The organism is Carnobacterium maltaromaticum DSM 20342, from assembly GCF_000744945.1.
In the GTDB taxonomy this organism is placed as follows: domain Bacteria; phylum Bacillota; class Bacilli; order Lactobacillales; family Carnobacteriaceae; genus Carnobacterium; species Carnobacterium maltaromaticum.
In genome coordinates, this window is record NZ_JQMX01000001.1 from 2,222,409 (window position 1) to 2,242,663 (window position 20,255).

Below are 20,255 nucleotides of genomic sequence, written 5' to 3' on the forward strand. Positions count from 1 at the left end.
TTATTTTTTCAATTTGCTAAAAAAATAAGAGTACGTAGGAATTTGTAACTCCCTCCATACTCTGCCTAATTTTAATCCAAATACTTAAAAATTAAACCACTATTTCTTCTTCTTCCAACTAATCGATTTCACAGCACGCTTCATGACATCAAAGAAACTTAAAGATTGGATCATATCAGCGGGATCAACATACTCTCGCATGGCCCGTAAAACTGTTTTCGGTTTCTTAGAAGAAAATGTGTACGTACCATTTTTTTTCGTTTCAATCGCATAACGCGGAATCCATTTGCCTTTAAACATAACCGAGGCAATAACATGATTTACTTCTTCCCAAGGAATTTGAATAAACTTGCGAGCATCTCTGGCATTGTAAAATTCAAAGCCTTTATCGCCAATCATAATTTTCCCATAATCAGTTAATCCTGTAAAAGCAGTAGCGTCTATTACCAAATCGACTTTTGTATTAATTGACTCAACCATAATCTCTGCTCCATTTCATCTAACTTATTTTATTTAGTATACCATTTTTTAAGTACTTAGCGTTACAAAAATAACACTACTTCCAAAATTCACTCTAACCAATTGAAATAAAAAAGCTCGGGCAAAGCCCGAGCGATCTAATCATATTATAAAAGTCCGATTACGTGGCCAAGTACACCGACTACGAATAAACCAAGGATAATAACGATTGGGCTAACTTTTTTCTTAAGCAACCACATACAGAAGAATGTTAACATTAAAGCAGCTAGACCAGGAATTAATTGATCTAAGTTATCTTGTAATGTTGTAACTTTTATAGGTGAAAGTGCCATACCAGAGTTAACTTGTTCAAAGGCTTTTTGCATGCCTTCGCCGCCACCAGGTAGGTTACCCCATTCAATATATGCACCTTTGTCTAACTTAACTTCAGAAACAGTTGGCAAGAATTTAATCGATACCCACCGCTGTACTAAAGCTGCCAGAACAAACATACCGAGGATTGATGCTCCTTTAGTAATATCTTGTAATAATCCACCTGAAAGATCATCTGTGATTTTAGAACCGGCTTTATAACCAAATTCTTGTGTATACCACATGAATCCCCAACGAATTAAGTTCCAAGCTACGAAGAAAATGATTGGACCTAAGATATTTCCACCCATTGCTAATGATGCTCCTAGAGCACCTAACATTGGACGAACAGTAAACCAGAAGACTGGATCACCAACACCAGCTAAAGGACCCATCATACCGACTTTAACCCCTTGAATCGCTACATCATCAACTGGTGCTCCATTTGCACGTTCTTCCTCAAGTGCTAAAGTAACTCCTAGAATTGGTGAAGCAATATACGGGTGAGTATTAAAGAACTCTAAGTGACGTTTCAGTGCTGCTGCACGATCTTCTTTTGTTGAATATAATTTTTTAATTGCTGGGATCATTGAAAATGCCCAACCACCATTTTGCATACGTTCATAGTTCCAAGAACCTTGAATAAATGTTGAACGCCATGCAACGGCTAAACGATCTTTTTTAGTTAATACAATTTTCTCTGCCATTTTTTCTGCCATTTCTCTTTCCCTCGCTTTCTTTTTAAATTAATAGTCGTTCAAGATATCGCCTAACGGATCACCGGAGTTACCGCCACCGCCGCCATTTGAAGAACCACCCATTTTAGAAAGGTTCAAGTAGATGAAGGCTAAAGCAAGACCTAATGCACCAAGTGCGATTAATGTTAATTGAGAAATTGCTGCTACAACGAAACCAATAATGAAGAATGGCCATACTTCTTTTGTTGCCATCATGTTGATAACTAATGCGTAACCAACAGCAACGACCATACCACCACCAATTGCCATACCTTCAGTTAACCATGCAGGCATTGATTCTAAGAAAGATTGAACTGTTTCTGCTGGGATAAATAAAAGTGCTGCTGCAGGAATCGCAATACGAATCCCTTGTAAACATACGGCAAAAATGTGTAATGCTTCGATTTTTTTGAAGTTTCCTTCTTCTGCAGCCGTGTCCATCATGTGAACAATCGGTACAGCGGCTGTACGAACAACCATTGTTAAGAAAAGACCTGCTACTGCAAGAGGTACTGCAATCGCGATTGCTGAAGGAATACCTTTTTCACCTTGACCACCTAATACTAAAATAATTGCTGATGCTACTGATGCCAAGGCTGCATCTGGTGCTACCGCTGCTCCGATATTTGCCCATCCAAGCGCGATCATTTGAAGTGTACCACCAAGAATAATACCGGCCGTTAAATTACCTGTTACCAAACCGATTAAGGTACATGCTACTAGTGGTTGGTGAAATTGAAATTCATCTAAAATTCCTTCCATACCAGCTAGAAAAGCGATAAGAATTACTAAAACCATTGATATAATAGACATAATACGCCTCCTATTTTTAATTTATTGTGTGACTATGCGTTTGCTAATTCAGATTTTGCTTTTTTCAAGATATCTTCCATGTTTGCGCTAGAATCATTTGGTACTTTACGTACATCAAATTTAACACCTTTTGCTTTTAGATTTTCGAAAGCATCAACATCTGCTTGTCCCATAGAAAGTACTTTACTAACAACGACTTTTCCAACTGAATGAGCCATAGAACCAACGTTAACTTCTTCGATATCTACTCCGCCTTCAACTGCTCTAAGAACATCTTGTGGGTTTTCAAATAACAATAATGCTTTTGTATTCCCAAAACGAGGATCTTTTGCAATTTCAATCATTTTCTCAACTGGAATAACATTTGCTTTTACTCCAGGTGGAGCTGCTTGTTCAATTAATTTTTTACGTAAATCATCTTTAGATACTGCATCTGAAACAACAATAATACGGTTTGGTTGAGTTGATTTTGTCCATGCAGTAGCTACTTGACCATGCAATAAACGAGAATCGACACGTACTAAAACCATTTTTAATTTGCCATCGCCAACAACAGTTCCTGGAGCAAGTGCTCCTTTTGGAAGTGCATCTTCAGTAACTGCAGCAGAAGTTGCTTCTTCTGGCTCCAATTCTTCAGGTTTCACTCGAACACCTTCTTTTGCAGTTCCAATGATATGGGTTGCAATTTCTTGTGCAGAAGTCATTGAAAAACGAGACGCGTAAGCTTCAATTACCATTGGTAAACTCATACCAGCAACAATTGCCCACTTATCTTTATGTTCTTCAAACAAGCTGCTCGCTTGATTAAATGGAGTACCGCCCCATAAATCAACTAAGAATAAAACTTCGTCTTGATTGTCAAAAGATGCAATTGCTTCTTGCATTTTTGCTTTGACGTCATCAGGACCTTCGCTAGGCATCAACGTAACGGCCTTAACGTTTTCTTGTTCGCCAAAAATCATTGCGCCAGATTGCAAGATACCTTCAGCGAATTCGCCATGACTTGCTAGGATAATTCCTACCATCTCTCTACCTCCTAAATAATTTATCTTTATTTTTGACCTGTGACTTGAATATAGTTAACACCACCACACCCTCTCAAGTTCTGTCATTAATTCAAAGCTACTAAAGTTTAGCTTTTTTTAAAACATCCATCAAGTTTTGTTGACTATCGGTAATAACTTTGCGAATCTCTAATTCAATTCCCCGGCTATCTAAATACGTAAAAGCCTTCAAATCATCATCATCAATCGCAATTGTATTCGAAATCATTTTCTTTCCTGTAGTATAGCCCATTGCTCCAATATTTACTGTTGGAAAATAAATACCTGCTTGAACCATTTTTGCTACTTCAACTGGATTGGTAAACAATAAGATCACTCGAACATTATCAAATAATTTATTTGAATACACTTCAATCATTTTAGCTACCGTAATGACATTAACTTTAATGCCAGGCGGAGCTGCTTGTTGAAGCAATGTTTTTCGCAGATTATCTTTGGTAACAGCGTCACTAACCACGATCATACGCTGGATATCTAGCCGTTTAGCCCAAACCGTGGCAACTTGCCCATGGATTAGTCGATCATCAATTCTTACTAAGCGGATATCAATCGCCAAAACAATCCCCTCTTTCTTATTTACTATCCACTAAATATATAAGCAAGTTCCGTGCCAACTTTAGTGTATCGTTGCTAAACGTTGTTAAAATAACAATAAAAAAGCATCAATACAAAAAAACAATACACTACACAGTGTATTGTTTTCTAATGATACTCTATTTCACTTCTGTTTCTAGTGTATTGTTTAAAATCTGCACAAGATAATACAGTTCTTCTGGCGGAATTTTAATTAATAAAGCTTCTTCTACTATTTTTGCAATTTCTTTTACTTGTTGAAAACGTTCCAAGTTATAATCAGAGCGTTGGTCTTCTGGTACTGTCAAACAGTCTTGTCTGACTATCCGTTCAACCATTCCACCTAAGTGCATAATCATATTAATTGTAAAGGCCTGATTGGTTAGTCCGCCTAGGAAGACTTCTGTTAATTTTTGTGTAAATGCCCAAAAAGGTTCCATTACTTTTTCTGCATTGATAAAGGTGAAGTTTGTTCGCAGGTAATCTTGACAAATTTCCCACGATTGTTGATCATCTAAAACAACCGGTTCAAAAATATCTTCTGCATCTAGCACTAATTCTTGCAGAATACTCTTGGCTTCTCCTGAAAATAAGAGTTCCATTGGAATATAACGGACCCCGATTTTTGGATCCACAATTCCAGTCACCGCAATTAATTGATAGTTTGTTTGCAGTTTCTTTAATACAGCAGCCATTTCAACGATGGATATCGGTAAAACCTCTAGCTCTTTTTCCCCAACTTCTGCCAGGTACTTTTCAATAATATCTTTCATTCTTTGGGCAGTTCCTTGGCCAGAAGCACAGATTGCGACAATTGCTTTCTTCAAGCTTTGATTTGCTTGTGGGACTTCTTGTTCGGGTTCTTGATTTAAATTATTTCCGTACCCACTGAAGTTTTTCAATGAATGAAATAGTCGATCTAAATCTGTGTCTAGTAACTCCGTTTTTCTAGCTACCTCTAAAACTAATGCCGTCGTAACCATATCCACCGTACGTACTAGAATTCCCGTGCGACGATGAATTTCTTCGCTAAAGGTTCCTAATGAACCCATGTCCACTAGTAAAATCACTCCGCTACCATTGTTAACCTGCTCTACAGCATTAATAATTTCTTCTAAAGCAACTCGAGGTTTCATTTCAACGGGCATATCAACGGCAACTAGATTATCGCTACCAAATAACTGCTTTACAACTTGGACCATACTTGTTGCGGTGCTGTTCCCATGAGCCGCCACCACAATTCCAATCCGTCCCGTTGGCTTTTCTTTCTTAAGGGAAACTAATAAAACGGTCAAGTATTCGACTTCTTCAAGGGGAATTTCAATCTGATAAGCGTCTAAAATTAAGGCTTTGATGTCTAATGCGACTTCATACTCAGCCGGATATTCCTTCACCATTTTCCGAATACTGTCATTGCTATTCATTTCACCTTGATTGTCTAATTGATGACGTTTTAAGAAAGAGCTGATATGCAGGCTCATAGCATAGATGAAATTGACCTGAAAACTATCATTAAGTTTAGCCTTAGCCACATCATAGATTTTCTTCGTTAAATCAATGACTTTTTGCTCGACAATTTCGGCTAATTTTTTTTCAATATCGAACGTTAGGCGATGATCCTTGTAAAACGATTTTAAATGAACATTAATATCTGTCATAATAAATTGGTTAATCGAATCTTGATCCACACCATCATCTTTTAGCAATGCTGCTTTTTCATCAATAATTTCATATAAATTGTAAGGTAGCTCGTAAGAATCAACTAGCGGCAACATTAGATTTTGATCTGGTGAGACTTCCATAATAGGCTCCAAATCTTGGGCTAATTCTGCTAAAAATTGGCGATTATTGGCTAATAAACTGAGTCCGATTTTAACTTCTTCGGTTAAATCTTCCAATGTAATCACAATTTCTTCTTTGTCCATATGGCTTAAAAAACTGCGTGCACAAATCAGCTGAATATTTGATTTTAGTTGTCCAACATTGCCATACGTTACACTTCCAATTAGGGCTTTAACTACATCTTCAGTCAATGATATTTTACGTTGAATGCGTTCAGCTTCAATCCCAACCATTAATTTTACTAAATCGATTTTCTCTTTCGTTTGGCGTTGGTTAAAACTAGGAAGTTGGATGCTAATTGGAATCCGACGAATAAATGTGCTTAATAAATAGGAAGTTGCATCTTCTGTCGTTGCACAAATAATCCGTACATCTGCTTGCCGTTCCTTGGCTGTTTCACCCAATCTATTGTACTTTCCATTGTCCATAAAATAGAAAATCATTTCTTGACCTTCTGGCGGCAATCTGTGAATCTCATCAAGGAAAAGCATCCCGCCATCCGCTTTAGCAATCAATCCTTCTTTCTCTTTGTTCGCACCTGTGAAAGCCCCTGCCGCATAACCAAAAAGATGGCTCATTAACAATTCAGAGTTATGAGCGTAATCTGCACAATTAAAGACGACTAATTCTTCATGTCCATTAATTAGTCCTCTATCCTTAGCAAATTCAAACATAATATGCGCAAAATGGGTTTTACCAGAACCCGTCGCACCCGTTATCAAGCAATTTAAACCGCGAGGAGGATATAAAATGGCAGCTTTTGCCTGTTCAATCGGCACTTTCATACTACCATTTCCACCAATCACTTTTTGAAAAATATCTACATATTCTTTTTTGCTACGAGTAGGGATAGGAGTCTTTTTTAATTGACTCTGTTTGGTTTGAGAAACTAAACCGCACTCTAAATAACGAACCGGTCTACCATCGATTTTAGCTAATAGACCATCTTTCACGAGTTCATTTAAATCTTTGCTAGCATTAGTACGTTGTATCCCAAAAGCTTCTGCTACTTCTTTTGTGGTAATTCCCGCTCCAGAAGCCACTTCTTCTCTACTTAATGCTTTTGATTGCTTACTCACAAATAAATAGATTTTCTCTATTCGCTTCATCTCTACCCCGCCTTCAGTTATGGGTGCTTCTGTTTATCTCCATCAACTTGATTATTATAACCCCTATCCTATCACAATTTCGGGCTCTTTTGAAATGATTTGATACAAATTCCCCTACTAATTGGTGTTTGGTAGGAAAAGATCATTAGTAATTGTTTTTTTATAGGAAATAAATTGAGCTAAGCGCAACCATTCATTGCAATTTTTTTCTTGTATTGCTTTACATAAACAAGATATTGTTAGCTATTAACTTCTTAATTTTATTTGATGGCTTTCATTGACTAAAGTTCAATTATTGGCTACCATAGTAGTAAGGATAGGGGGCGAGGAAATGAAATTTTATCATGTAAAAACCGATCAGGATTTGCTCAACCTTGATCAAAATGAGCGTAGTTTTATTTTATGTGACCAAGAAAAATTTAAACATATTTATGAAAGTTTTAATATCATGAAACGTAAAGAAGAAGCCAATGAAAAAAATTTAGATACCATTCACTTCGAGAGTCATTTTGATTATGATGTGACCTCTTTTTCATTTTTTGAATGGCAAGAAAATAAATTAGAATTTGAGAAAGTTTATCTCTATTTTAGTAAAGATTATTTGATTTTTGTCTGTAACCAAAACGAGACCTTATTTAATGAAATCGTAGCAGACATCGAAATTGACAAAGAAATTCAACCCAATGGCATTGATACTTTGACCTACTCTTACTATAAAAGTTTGGACCATATTTTAGCGAAAATGTTTGTTTCTCTAGAAAATAGCGAACAAACCATTGCTGATTTAGAAATGCGTTTATTAGAACAAATGGAGGAAGGTAACTTTGAAACGATTATGCAGTTAAAATCAATGTCCTTTGAAGCAAAACGCCACTTAAGATTACTGACTTATATTGGAGATCAAATTTTGAGTAACGACAATAATTTGATTAGCGAAGAAAATTTAAAATATTTTAAAAATATTTCCACAAAAATGAGTCGTCTATATGAGTTTGGTTCAAGTTTACATGAAAAAGCTGATCACTTATTAGAGCTCTACAACACTTCGGTTAGTGAAAAATCCAATGGATTTTTAAATAAACTAACTATTATAACCGTTTTCACAACACCAATAGCTATTTTTTCTGGAATTTATGGCATGAATTTCGTCAATATTCCTGAATTGAAATTTGAATATGGCTATTTTGTGTTACTTGGTGTTTTACTTGCCATAATCACTGGATCTTATTTTTACTTGAAAAAATCGAAAATATTGTAGCTCAGAAGAGCAAGTTTAAACGACACTAGATTTAGTTTCAAATCTTCTAAGCTTAAAATAGTTCACTTTATATAGGAAATAACCTTAAAAATACGAATTACTTCTTAAATTCGTCAAACTTCTTTACCCTTTTCGGCATACTTTCTTCACATTTTGTGGGTATACTAAAAGAGTAGTAAGGATGACAAGCATTCTTATCTAAGCTAAACAACAACCAAACTAACTTTTTATTTTCATTTTTCATTACAACTCCTCCAAAGTGTAATGAGACCTTCGGGTCAAATTCGTGACTGTACGATTTGTAGAATCTACAGCCACGACAACTCCTTTTTGCCACCTGACTCTCCATCAGGTGGCTTTTTTATTTAGTATCTTTATTGAAAGGCGAGCGAATTTTATCCTTCAAACGTAAATAATTCAATAATTGATGTCGAGCACGTTTAATACTTTTATATCTTTTAGGTTGTTTTTTATAAAATTGTTGGTGATAATTTTCTGCTGGCCAAAAAATACTAGCCTGTTGAATTTCAGTTACGATTGGTCGTTTATACTTCCCAGACTCAATTAACTGTTGCTTCGAAGTTTCTGCAATCTTTTTTTGTTTAGTATTTTGTACAAAAATAATTGGTCGATATTGTGTACCGCGGTCTTGAAATTGACCAAGTGCATCTGTTGGATCTGTAAGTTGCCAGTATAGTTCAACCAACTCTTCATAGCTCACAATTCGGGTATCAAAGATAATTTCCACACCTTCTACATGGCCTGTATATCCTCCACTAACTTGATCATAAGTTGGATGTTCAACATGACCACCTGTATAACCAGACAGTACCGAAATAATTCCAGGTTTTGTTTCAAAAGGCTCAACCATGCACCAAAAACAACCACCGCCAAAGATAGCACGCTCCTGATACGCTAAATCTTTACCACGATGATGAGACATATCAAATTTCATTTCACCTACTGGGTCACCTGTCAGTTTCAAATAAAAATCAGTAACATCTGGAGTCAAATTATTTCTACTAGCAAGTGGACGTAATTCACTTTCAAGCTTCGCTAACTGATCCTCAAAATTAGCCTGGTTTTCCAATGCATTCCTTGTAGTCATTAATAATGTTCTTTCCCACTCACGCGTACCTGAGTTTAATATAAGATTATAAAGCTCTCTTACTACTTCCTCCTGTGTTATTTTCATTTTTCGACCTCCCTCAAATTACACGCTACGATAAAAATACTCTAACATATAAACTAAATTTTCACATAATCTCAATCGTCTTAAGAACACTACTTTTCTAATTCAAATTCATATGAAATGAGATTATCTAAAGAAGATATAACAACGAGAACAGCTAAGATCCAAATAGGTGTAACACTTATTACAAAGGCAGTGCTACCAAACAAAATAACGAAAACACCTAATCCGATAATTTTCCTCACTGTTTTTTTAGCAACTTTTTTTCTAGGATGATAGATAAAAATAAAATGTTTCGTACTATAAAACAATAAAAAAGAAAAGATAAATAAGAGATTTATTAAGCGAAAAGGCAGGACTGGATGATGACCTAAATGCAAAGCTGCCGCAAAAAGTGTAATCGAAATTAACATAAATAAATTACTGTACAACAATAATTGCCCATTCGTTAGTTGTTTTTTATCAATTATCCAATCTAAATGAGCATAGTACGAACTCCACATTAAACTAATTGCCACAAAAGCAACAATGACATATAAAAGTGTCGAGACGTCCATTGTTTGACCATTTAAAATTGCGATTAACGCTACCACTGTCTCTCCAAAACAAATTAAAGTGAATAAACCTAAACGTTCAGCTAAATGACTAACGTCAACAGGTGAATCCCGTAATGTTTTTCGGTTAATCAATGGCATCACAATATCCAAAAAGATTCCAAAAAATAAAATAAAATAACGCGGAAATCCAGTAAAAAACAAAGAAGTGCTAGATAAAACCAATGAAAATGTAAAATAATTTGTAAGTAGTTGAATGATTTTTTTATCTGCTGGATTATCAATGCAACGTTTTACAGAATGGTACTGGACAATAGTTAGCACGCGGATTCCGACAAATCCAAGCAAAAAAGTAAAATAAGTTTCATTAAAATTTAGATTGAAGCTGGCTGTCATCAACATCACAAAAAACATTTGAATAAATGTATAGTAATGAGGGTTTTTTAAAATTAATCTATAACGGTTTAAAAACATTGTTTGACCTGCCCAAGCCCACCACATAGGAACAATCATTAATAAATATTCACCAGTAATAGCAAAAAAATGACGTGGTTGTTGATTAACTGTGGTCAACAAATGACTAGTTGATGAAATTGCAACAACAAAAACTAAATCATAAAATAATTCCAGCCAACTGACTTTATGTTTCTCCAAAAAAACGCCTCCTCAAGATGCAAATTTTATACGTTAAAATTATAACATATAATAATAACATTATTAAGTTGGATTAACGACTAAAAAAAGGGCAAAAACTACCTTAAATCCATTTTATAAGTTATTCATACGTTATAGAATACGGTATACTTCGTTATCTTAATTTTAGAAACAACCAAACTAATTTTTTGTTTTTAGTTTTTCTCTATAACTCCTTTTAGACACCTAACCCTACTTCAAATGGCCTGCTTCGTTTCAAACCATACTGCGAAAATATTTTTTTAGTTATTTTAAAAATATAAACAAATTGAAAGACTAGTCCAAAACATAATAAACCTCCACAAATAAACAAAAAAGTTATTTATTAGTTTTAAAAATGAATAATATGCAAATGTGAACAAATAATTAGTTGTTATTTTATTTTATAAGGTGAAATCCACTTTCAACGCTGTAAGAACCTTGATTTTTCTTCTTTAAATGGTAAACTTATTTTTAAATGACACACTATAAAAATTCCCCAGTGTACTATGGTGTATACAAAAATATTATACATCGTTATTTATTTTTCAGAATTTTAAAACACTACGTTATCAAATTGAGGATATAAGAAGAGGAGTGCTCTAAATGAAAAAGAAAAAAATTGGATTGCTAATGTTGGCATTATTAATCGCACAAAATATGAGTTTTTCGGTCAATGCATTCGCTGTAACAACAGGCGAGAAGCCAACAGAAGAAGCTATAAGTAGTGAAGACACAAATAACCTAGAAACAAAAATGAACCAACCAGAATCAACTTTACCAGCAAGTGAACCCACACAAGAAGCAGCTCCTTTTAGTGCAGACAAAGCTGTAGATATTCCAGCTAAAGAAGAATCTGTTCCAGCCATTCAAGCAGAGATTCCACAGACAGCTTCGACCATCACAGACGAAATTCTATCGACAATGACTGTTACGGATATGAATGGTGTTGAGTACGATCAATCAGCAGTTAATCGATTATTAAATTCATCACCTGTAACTGCAAAATTAAACTTTTTAGTGGAAGATAAAGATTACTTACCGGGCTCTGTGTACACAATGAGTCTGCCAGAACAACTGGGTTATTCCGATGCAAGTGGAGAAGTAAGTGGTGTTGACGCATCATGGTCAGTGGATGCCGCTAGTAAAACTGTGACGATTACATTTAACCAAAGAGTAAGGGATACAGCATTTACATTAAATTTGAAAAGCTACATTGCTACAGATAAAGACCCTCTCTTAACCATTAATACACCTGGACAAACAACAAATCAATATAAGTTTGATTTGTATGAAGACATCGAACCCATTAAATATATAGAAACAAAATTTAATTTTGGGGTAAATGGAGATATTTACTACAACTTAAACCGAACACTATCAGGAAATCAACTATTAGAATTACTGATGACTGAAACACCAAACACAACATTCAATAAGATTGATCAAACTTTCGAAGTAAATTCCTACGATGTCGATATTAATGGAACAATTCTTCCAGCAACAAAACAATTATTGGTAAAAGATAGTGATTATACTATCGCTGAAGATACTGTTACTAGAACAGCCATTTCTATTTCAGAAATGAACCAACAAAAAGCTTATGTAGTATCGCTTAATCGCGCCCTTGTTATGGAAAATACTTCAAAATATAGCTATTCCCTTCAACAAAATTTTCCTACCACAAAATTAGGTAGTGTCACTTTAGATGACACTCTAGCTTCTAATCGAGCATTGGAATTTACTGCCAAAACTAAGGAAAATCAATCAATTATTAGTAAAAAAGGGATTTCGACAATTCACGGAGGAAGTTTTCAAAATAAAGGGGACTATTATTTAACAATTTATGGCAATACAACACATACTAAGCAAGGAGAAAAGATTGTTCTTACAAGTAAAAACGATCAAACCTTTGATAGTTACACATTTAATACGTATAATTCAGAAAATCAAGTTGTTCAATTAACAGATTATTTTGATGTTCGTGCAGAGGGAAATACGCTCGTTTTAACCGCAACAAAAGATAGTGACTTGCGAATTTCTATGAACAATTTAAAAATGAAGCTTAATGAGAAAGATATTATTTTATCAATAGCTACACCCGTTATTGGGATGGATAAAGAATTCATTTTGATTTCAGATCAATATATTCAACCCATTTCAGTGATTAATCCTAACAATGCTGAAACAGCTTGGGGAAATTACGATCAAAATGGGGCTTATTTTAACCGAACATCGGTTAATGTAGAAGGCAGTCGTGAAGCTCCAATTAAAAATTTAGTCATCAAGGTGAGTAATCCTAATTATTTAACCTTGCGAGAGGTCAAAAAAGTTTCGTCTTATAGTTTGAATAAAGATTATACCGTTACCAATACGCCGACAGGGGCTGTGATTAAGTTTACAACACCTATCACAAATTCAATCACAATTCCAATTGGATTTAATTATGTACCAGATAGCTTGGCACAAAATAAAAGCATTCCCGTTGATACAATTCCGATTACAATGAGTGCAGATAGCTATGAAACAATAGATTCTACCGTCAAAACTGGAAGCAAACAAGGATCTGAACGTACATTGCAAGCCAGCGGAAATCAGTTTTTAGTGAACGCTCGAAACGATTCCTTTGACTCGCTAGTAGTTTCAACTAAAGTGCCTGTAGGATCGGATGTCATTTTTGATATTTATGATGTCTCTAATGATAACGTAGAATCAATTTATCCTCAATATTGGGACCGTGGCTATTACTTTGATAATCCAATGAAAAAAGATACTCCGGGCTATCCTACTATTACATTTGATGAAGCGACAAACAGCTACAAGTTTGATTTTGGAAAAACATCGAAACGTTACATTATTGAATATAAATTAGCAAATGGTTGGGTAGATATAAATCCAATTAAAGTGACTGGAACAACAGCAGAACCACTGTATAATAACCAAGAAATGTCTGCTACTGTTACTGTCAGCAATACCCCAGTAGATATTTTATCTGCTAACCAAACAGAACATGAAACACTTAAAAATGTTACAAGCAACAGTGTGACAACCAAAAATATTGATGATAAAACGCACAAAGTAATCAATCCAGTAGTTGATATTGCTATAAAAGGAGTATCCAATGGGGGAATTGATTTAAATTCACTTATTATTGATGGGGTTCCAAAAGATGCTTATACCGTTAAGCAAACTCCCACAGGTGTAAAAATTACTTTTAATAACTACACACTGACCAAAAATATCACCATTCGTTACAATACGGTTTCAGAAAATCCTGGACGTATTTTTACTGAAACAACGATTAGTTCTGATAGTTTAGAATTAATGAACGCAGACCGAAAAACAGTAGCTAGCAATGTCGTTATATTGAAGTTTTCAGATGGTGAAGCTGAAGGAATTGTTTATCTAGGAAAAGCACAATTCCGCACCTTTGATGGAACAGATAAAACACTAACTATACCTGGTGTTCATTTTGAATTGGTCGATAATCTTAGCGGAACGACTAGTGAATTTGTAACTGATAGTACAGGCGAATATACTATTGATGCCATTATGTCTGGCGAGTATACGTTACGTGTAACGGAGGCCCCTAAGGGCTATGTCATTAATGATGATTATCTAGTTGGAAAATTGATTCGTTTAACTAAAGGTAGTAATCTCATTGAAGTTCCATTTAACTTAGATTTAACAAGTGTCAACGTTAAAGATTCTACCATTTATGTCGGAGATAGCTGGCAAGATTCTGATAATTTCATTTCAGCAACGGATAAGAATGGAAAATCGCTTGATCTTAGTCAACTAACTGTTAGTGGCATAGTTGATACGACAAAACCTGGCATATATGAGGTTTCTTATGAAAATAATGCTATAGAAAAAAAAGCGATTATTACGGTCGTAGAAAAACAAGACTCGCTGATAGTTAAAGACTCTACATTATATGTAGGTGATGATTGGCAAGCAGCTGATAATTTCATTTCAGCAACTGACCAAGATGGCAAGCCTCTTCCCCTTGATAAAGTAACAGTTACAGGGGTTGTAGACACAAATAAAGCCGGTATTTACCAAGTAACTTACAGTCATGGTAGCCAAAATGAAGTTGCGACAATCACAGTAAAAGCGGACCAATCTACAGTTGTAGTAAAAGATTCCACACTATATATTGGAGACAATTGGGCAGCAAAAGATAACTTTATTTCTGCTACTGATCGAGATGGAAACTCCATTCCCTTTGATAAAGTCAAAGTTGCAGGTCTAGTTGATACAAAAATAAAAGGGGAATATAAAGTTTCATATTCCATCGAAACTGAAAATGAACCTAGTTTATTCATTGCAAAAGTTCTTCAAGAAAACCAGAAGACTTTAACAAATACCGCTACAATTAACGTTCTTGAAAAAGAAAGTCCAGTTACACCGGAAGAACCCACTCCTGGCGATCAATCAAAAAATGAGGATACTCAGGTTCATACTTCTAAACCAAATCAAGGGGTAAACGAAAAACCTGTTCAAAATCAATCGAAAGATTTCCCTCAAACAGGGGAACAAGCAAATCCATCTTTAGGATTTATTGGTTTGTTGATTGTGTCAGTTTCATTAGGTGGACTGGTTTTAGTAAAAAAACGTAACGTAAAAAAATTAGATTAACAATCTAAGCTGTATAAATTATGGTGTTGATGAGTAAAATCATCAACACTTTTTTGTATGAAAAAGGGCGCATCTAATATAATGATAGAAATCGGGTGGTATCTTAGAAAAAAATTCCTCTTGAAGCAGTTTATCAACGGATTCTTTCATACTGTTTTCCTCTTTGTGACAGATAAAAAGAACCAATCCTAAGCGATCTCAGGATTGGTTCGTATGGATAATATATATTCATTTTTACATTTTGCTCCTACACTACTGACATCTAGTTCATACAATTTAATGTCATTTTACAGATTTAATTCTTATATTCGTCAAACTTATTTACCCTTTTCGGCATACTTTCTTCACATTTTATGGGTATACTAAAAGAGTAGTAAGGATGACAACATTCTTACCTAAGCTAAACAACAACCAAACTAACTTTTTATTTTCATTTTTCATTACAACTCCTCCAAAGTGTAATGGACCAATTGATCAAAGTCAGTTCTTTGAACTGACTTTGATCATGGCTGTACGATTTAAAAAATCTACAGCCATGACAACTCCTTTTTGCTACCTGACTCTCCATCAGGTGGCTTTTTTATTTATGATGTTTTATACATTATTTTGATATCAAAAATAGCATCCATTCATTTAACTCATCTTGACTTTCCATGTTATGGAAATCCATTCAATCGTGCATTTTTCTTTTGTTATTCTTCAAAATCACTAAAAAAGCGCAAGCCATCAAGACATTCTCATCTCTATAGAGAACTGAATCTTGAAAGCTTACACCAACCTAATCGGAATTTAATCGTATATTCAGTTTAATTAGGGACTTCTGTAACCAGTGACCAGTTAATTGTAGTTTGATAACGAACTTTGTTTTTGGCACTACCACCTGGTACATATAAGGATACTTGCGTAGGATCCCAAACATTGGTTGTGATATTTTTACCACTAGCATTCACTTTTGGCGTTGTTAAAATAGCTGTTGGAGTTTCACTAAGACTAACTCCTCGGCTTATTATGCTGTTATCAATGATTGGTTCTGAATTAGAGGCTGTATTGTAAATCTTTCCCTTCGGAATTTTCAATTGTGCGCCTTCAAGAGTTGACCCGTCTGATCCTATAAACGGAGTACTTTGACTCACACTTAAAGTCCAGCCATTATCACTTAACCTTGTATCTGATACTTGTATCCATTGTTGCGTTAGGGTTTTCCCAGAAACCGATAAAGGCTGGTTCGCTTGATAAGTCTTGTTTAAAAAAGATGTCGTCACTTTTCCAAAATCAAAATTCGAAGGTGCATAATCCACTCGAAGATAGCCTATATTTCCTGTTCCTTCATTCTCTGCATCCGTCTCATTTCCTGGTTGAGGGTTCGTTGGATCTATTGGTTTACTTGCACCTGGCTGAGTAACTGTTACTGTAAATTCACTTGTTAAATCTTTGGTTAAACCGCTATCCTCTTTAGCGAGAAAATAAGATAAGGAATACGTTCCTACCTCTTTTTTAAGAGAGTCTAAACCACGAATCTGTAATTTATTGACTAAGTCAATCTTGTTAGTATCCGAGATTAAATACGCTTGCGTTTGACTATCTTTTAAAAACCGGTCTAACATTTCCGCATTAGACAAACTTATCAATTCTTCTTGGTCTATTTGAAAATTGGTACTTTCTAATAGGGAATTTGAATCATAAACGATTAACTCTGACTGTATTTCAGTACTGTTAAAGGCATCATCTTTAATCGTCACATAAACAAGATACTTTCCACTTTTTTGTAACATTTCTATTATTTTCTCACTATTATTTTTCATGGAATACTCAACTGTAATCTTTTTATTAGTAGGGTTAGAATCATTTAAGTCATTGACAAATTTATCTGGTATTGGAATCGCATCCTTTAAAATACTATGAACTGTTTTAGCTTTTCCTGTTGGAATCGTCTGATCTTTAACTGTTACAGTTTCACTCAATCGTTTTCCATGTCTGTTGGCGACAACAACAACTTTTTCACCCGCAATAAAATGCCCAGCATTTTCTAAATTCACTGTATAATCTCCATTTTCATCTGCCTGTAAAGTAAAATTTTCAGGTTCATCTTTAAAAGGAGAAACTAAGCTAGTTGCAGGTAAATTGGAATTCCCTGTAACCCTGACATAAGCACGTGGATAGGTGGTTCCTTTAATCATCATACTGTTTAGATTTTCTCTATTATCGCCTAACTCCGTTGTTATTAAGCTCATTTGAATCGCATCTAAAAATTCTTGTGCTAAATTTGTGTATTGCAGTAAAAATGCTCTTTCAGTTGAATTCACCACCAAATCAACTGTTTTTTTCACGTTATCCAGTTCCTTCTGAGTCACAAATTCATTGAGTTTCGTATAGCTTGTATCAGTAAATAATTGTTCAACATCTCTTCTAGCTTCAATGATATTTTGATCTAAATCAATGATCGAAAGATTACTTCCACTCATCACTACAAACACTTGCTCTGAATAAAGTCGCGTTTGAAATGAGACCGCACCAGAAAAATCCACTGTCTTAAAATTTTGATAAGTCATACTATCCAAAGGTACTGACAACTGTTTAATAATTTCCCCATCAAATCCGCTTCCTTGTCTGATACTCATTTTGAATTGCGGAACAGCTGTTCCGTATGATGAATTCTTCAGTTGATAACTGACTTGGTATTGATGACCTTTAACAACTTCAAAAGCACGTTGCGTTAATAGATTGCTCACACTTCCATTCAAGGATTGATAAAATGACATGTCAGAAAACCTAGTAGTACCTATTCTATTATTATTATATAATATATCTCCATATTGATTTAACGTTGCTAATGACCAACTAGTATAGCCAGTATATGGTTGAGCTTGTTTTCCTTGCAATAGATTATACTTAGTTAACGTAGTTGTATCTGTTACTTTGCTCGCAGTTGGATAAGGCCGACCAATCAAAGATACTTGCTCAATTTCAGCAGAGGCATGCAACGGATTCCAGATACATAAAATTAAAGAAAGACTGGCAAATAAACTTAATCTTTTAAAAAAGGATTTCATATTTTCCACCTACCTTCATATTTGACTCTCACTTATCTTGTCTTTTGCTTAATCGTTTTTGTTTCAGTTTAGTTTCTTCTCTTTTTTTTCTTTTAGCCATCATCTTTAATTTTTTTCTTTTCTTTTTTTGATTATTCCTTATTAGTACGAAAAGAGTCACTAGACCACTTACAATAAGAAAAAGAACACCAATAAGAACTAAATTATTATTATTTTCAGAAGAAACGTTGTCATTCAATGCATCTTGATTGATTTGTTGCGCTTTTTCTTTGGTAATACTAAACTTTTGACTCCAATTCCAGTTTTGGCTCGGCCATTTTGGATCATTAGTTGACGCTTCTACATTTAATACATAGTCTCCTGATTTCATTTCCTGATCCTTTAAAAAAATCGGATAAGAAAAGTTGGAATTAGGAGCCATAATCATGTCTTCTTGCTTTCGTTCGTATAGAAGCTCACCATTTTTTTCATTTAAAATTTGGGCATTCACAGTTAGCTTTGAAATAATACCTGGGGATTCATTTTCGATAGTAGCTTGAACCGCTTTTCGATAGTTACTTAGTCCTGTTGTAACACCCTTTAATTTTAATTCAGGTTTTTCAATTTCTTGATTTACCGTGACTTTTATTGCCAAGGAATAACTATATTTATTCGCAATTCCGATCCCCTGTTCTTCTTTATTTTCTACGACTTGATTTTCTTTTTCAAAATACCAAGCACCTAGCATCACACCATCTGGTACATCCTTTGGCACATCAATAAATGCCGTGACAGTTTTTTCTGAATGTGGTGGCACTTCAATACGTTTATCCGAAGCCTCAATCGTTGCGAAATCACTTAGCTTAAATTTTAAGCTCTTAGATATAGATTTTGGTTTGGCATTATAAGTAATTGTCCCATTTTCATTTGTAAAAGCCGTAAAAATTTGAGACTTTACATAAATGGGTTGATTGGATGAATTTGCTATTATTGCTTGAATTTCTTTATTTTCACCCTTAGTTACCCCTAAATCATAGAAAGAGCTTGTCTCATTGATTTCATTAGCAGCTTTTATTTTTTTTACGCTATAGCTCACCTCAGCTTTTTGTTGTATAGTTGCTTCAGAATTTTCAGCATAAACATTGCTTCCAAGCAATAACAAAGCTAAAATCATTATACTAATTATTTTTTTCATTATAAAATTCCTTTACTGTATCAATCTATAAGAAAATTGAGTTCTTGGCTCAGCTAGTAGGTCCTGTTACTAAACTCCAGTTAACAGTGGAAATATAAGCACCTTTTTTAGTAACTAGCGTTTTAAATGTTAAGCGAACCTTAGAGCTTTCCCAAACGCTAATTGTCGTAGCTTTTCCGTTATTATTCAGTTGATCTGCAGACAAAATTGTGACAGGTGTGTTGTCGCCATATACGTCTACAGCTTGAGTTTTCAAATGCTTATTTTCAGCACTATCTGTCGCTGGAACATGTAAAGAATTTCGAATAACTCCTTTCGGTATTGTTAATTTAGCTCCTCTTATTTCAGCATTTCCTTTTGAAACTAGTTCATTTCGTTGAATGGTCAGCGCCCAGCCATCTGCATCCGTTCGATTATCAGTTACTTGAATAAATTGAGTTCCGATATCCTTAGCTGAATAGCTTAAAATAGCATCTTTCGTAGTTTGTTTTCCAAAATCAAATTGAAGTGGTGCTACATTTAGTGATAGAGGACCTGGATTGTTAGTAGCCGGATTATTAGGGTCTTCGACGCCTAGTTTTGATGGGTCCATCGGGTTAACCGGTCTGACTACATTCGTATCGTCTTCGAAAGTAATAACTCCTGTTGAATCAGCAAAAACTGGTGCTCCAAATCCAAAAATTGTGACAACTAACCAACCAATACTTTTTTTCACTTGAATTTCCTCCTTTCCAAAAACGATTTA

At 34.7% G+C, this 20,255-nt stretch carries 14 protein-coding genes; 2 read left to right on the top strand and 12 right to left on the bottom strand.

From position 1 onward, the window contains the following. Window positions 1–99 precede the first annotated feature (99 nt). The 6 genes from BR77_RS10365 to BR77_RS10390 all read right to left on the bottom strand — a co-directional run bounded on the left by BR77_RS10365 (window position 100) and on the right by BR77_RS10390 (window position 6,969). Window positions 100–480 (bottom strand): DUF956 family protein, encoded by a 381-nt coding sequence (locus tag BR77_RS10365; RefSeq protein ID WP_010052505.1) that lies wholly within the window; start codon window positions 478–480, stop codon window positions 100–102. A gap of 146 nt (window positions 481–626) precedes the next feature. Continuing rightward, window positions 627–1,538, bottom strand: coding sequence for a PTS system mannose/fructose/sorbose family transporter subunit IID (locus tag BR77_RS10370; RefSeq protein ID WP_010052503.1), 912 nt, complete (start codon window positions 1,536–1,538; stop codon window positions 627–629). A 39-nt stretch (window positions 1,539–1,577) separates the two neighbouring features. Then, complete coding sequence (locus BR77_RS10375) at window positions 1,578–2,381, bottom strand: PTS mannose/fructose/sorbose transporter subunit IIC (protein WP_010052501.1); 804 nt, start codon at window positions 2,379–2,381, stop codon at window positions 1,578–1,580. A 32-nt stretch (window positions 2,382–2,413) separates the two neighbouring features. After that, the gene (locus tag BR77_RS10380) at window positions 2,414–3,406 is read right to left on the bottom strand and encodes a mannose/fructose/sorbose PTS transporter subunit IIA (RefSeq protein ID WP_010052499.1); all 993 of its coding nucleotides are present in this window, start codon (window positions 3,404–3,406) and stop codon (window positions 2,414–2,416) included. Between the two features lie 100 nt (window positions 3,407–3,506). Beyond that, a complete protein-coding gene (locus tag BR77_RS10385; RefSeq protein WP_010052497.1) occupies window positions 3,507–4,001 on the bottom strand; it encodes a PTS sugar transporter subunit IIB in 495 nt (164 codons plus the stop codon). Between the two features lie 157 nt (window positions 4,002–4,158). Beyond that, complete coding sequence (locus BR77_RS10390; RefSeq protein ID WP_035064841.1) at window positions 4,159–6,969, bottom strand: sigma-54-dependent transcriptional regulator; 2,811 nt, start codon at window positions 6,967–6,969, stop codon at window positions 4,159–4,161. 331 nt (window positions 6,970–7,300) lie between these two features. Between BR77_RS10390 and BR77_RS10395 the strand changes: the two genes are divergently transcribed. After that, on the top strand, window positions 7,301–8,227 hold the full coding sequence (locus BR77_RS10395; protein WP_016356285.1) for a magnesium transporter CorA family protein: 927 nt from the start codon (window positions 7,301–7,303) through the stop codon (window positions 8,225–8,227). A 97-nt stretch (window positions 8,228–8,324) separates the two neighbouring features. Here BR77_RS10395 and BR77_RS19110 read toward each other — a convergent pair whose 3' ends face one another. From BR77_RS19110 to BR77_RS10405, 3 genes are all read right to left on the bottom strand, one after another. Next, a complete protein-coding gene (locus BR77_RS19110) occupies window positions 8,325–8,471 on the bottom strand; it encodes a hypothetical protein (RefSeq protein ID WP_158380494.1) in 147 nt (48 codons plus the stop codon). Between the two features lie 117 nt (window positions 8,472–8,588). Beyond that, window positions 8,589–9,422, bottom strand: a complete 834-nt coding sequence (msrA, locus tag BR77_RS10400) for a peptide-methionine (S)-S-oxide reductase MsrA (protein ID WP_015075189.1) — start codon at window positions 9,420–9,422, stop codon at window positions 8,589–8,591. Between the two features lie 89 nt (window positions 9,423–9,511). Further along, on the bottom strand, window positions 9,512–10,627 hold the full coding sequence (locus BR77_RS10405) for a low temperature requirement protein A (protein WP_015075188.1): 1,116 nt from the start codon (window positions 10,625–10,627) through the stop codon (window positions 9,512–9,514). A 624-nt stretch (window positions 10,628–11,251) separates the two neighbouring features. On the opposite strand from BR77_RS10405, the gene BR77_RS10410 reads away from it, so the two are divergent. Next, the gene (locus tag BR77_RS10410; protein WP_015075187.1) at window positions 11,252–15,286 is read left to right on the top strand and encodes a bacterial Ig-like domain-containing protein; all 4,035 of its coding nucleotides are present in this window, start codon (window positions 11,252–11,254) and stop codon (window positions 15,284–15,286) included. An 806-nt stretch (window positions 15,287–16,092) separates the two neighbouring features. Here BR77_RS10410 and BR77_RS10415 read toward each other — a convergent pair. From BR77_RS10415 to BR77_RS10425, 3 genes are read right to left on the bottom strand one after another with little or no spacing between them, the layout of a single operon-like run. Continuing rightward, window positions 16,093–18,336, bottom strand: a complete 2,244-nt coding sequence (locus BR77_RS10415) for a WxL domain-containing protein (RefSeq protein WP_015075186.1) — start codon at window positions 18,334–18,336, stop codon at window positions 16,093–16,095. A 28-nt stretch (window positions 18,337–18,364) separates the two neighbouring features. Further along, a complete protein-coding gene (locus tag BR77_RS10420) occupies window positions 18,365–19,510 on the bottom strand; it encodes a WxLIP family cell surface protein (protein WP_016356284.1) in 1,146 nt (381 codons plus the stop codon). 49 nt (window positions 19,511–19,559) lie between these two features. Further along, window positions 19,560–20,225 (bottom strand): WxL domain-containing protein, encoded by a 666-nt coding sequence (locus BR77_RS10425; protein ID WP_015075184.1) that lies wholly within the window; start codon window positions 20,223–20,225, stop codon window positions 19,560–19,562. Between the last annotated feature and the right edge of the window lie 30 nt (window positions 20,226–20,255).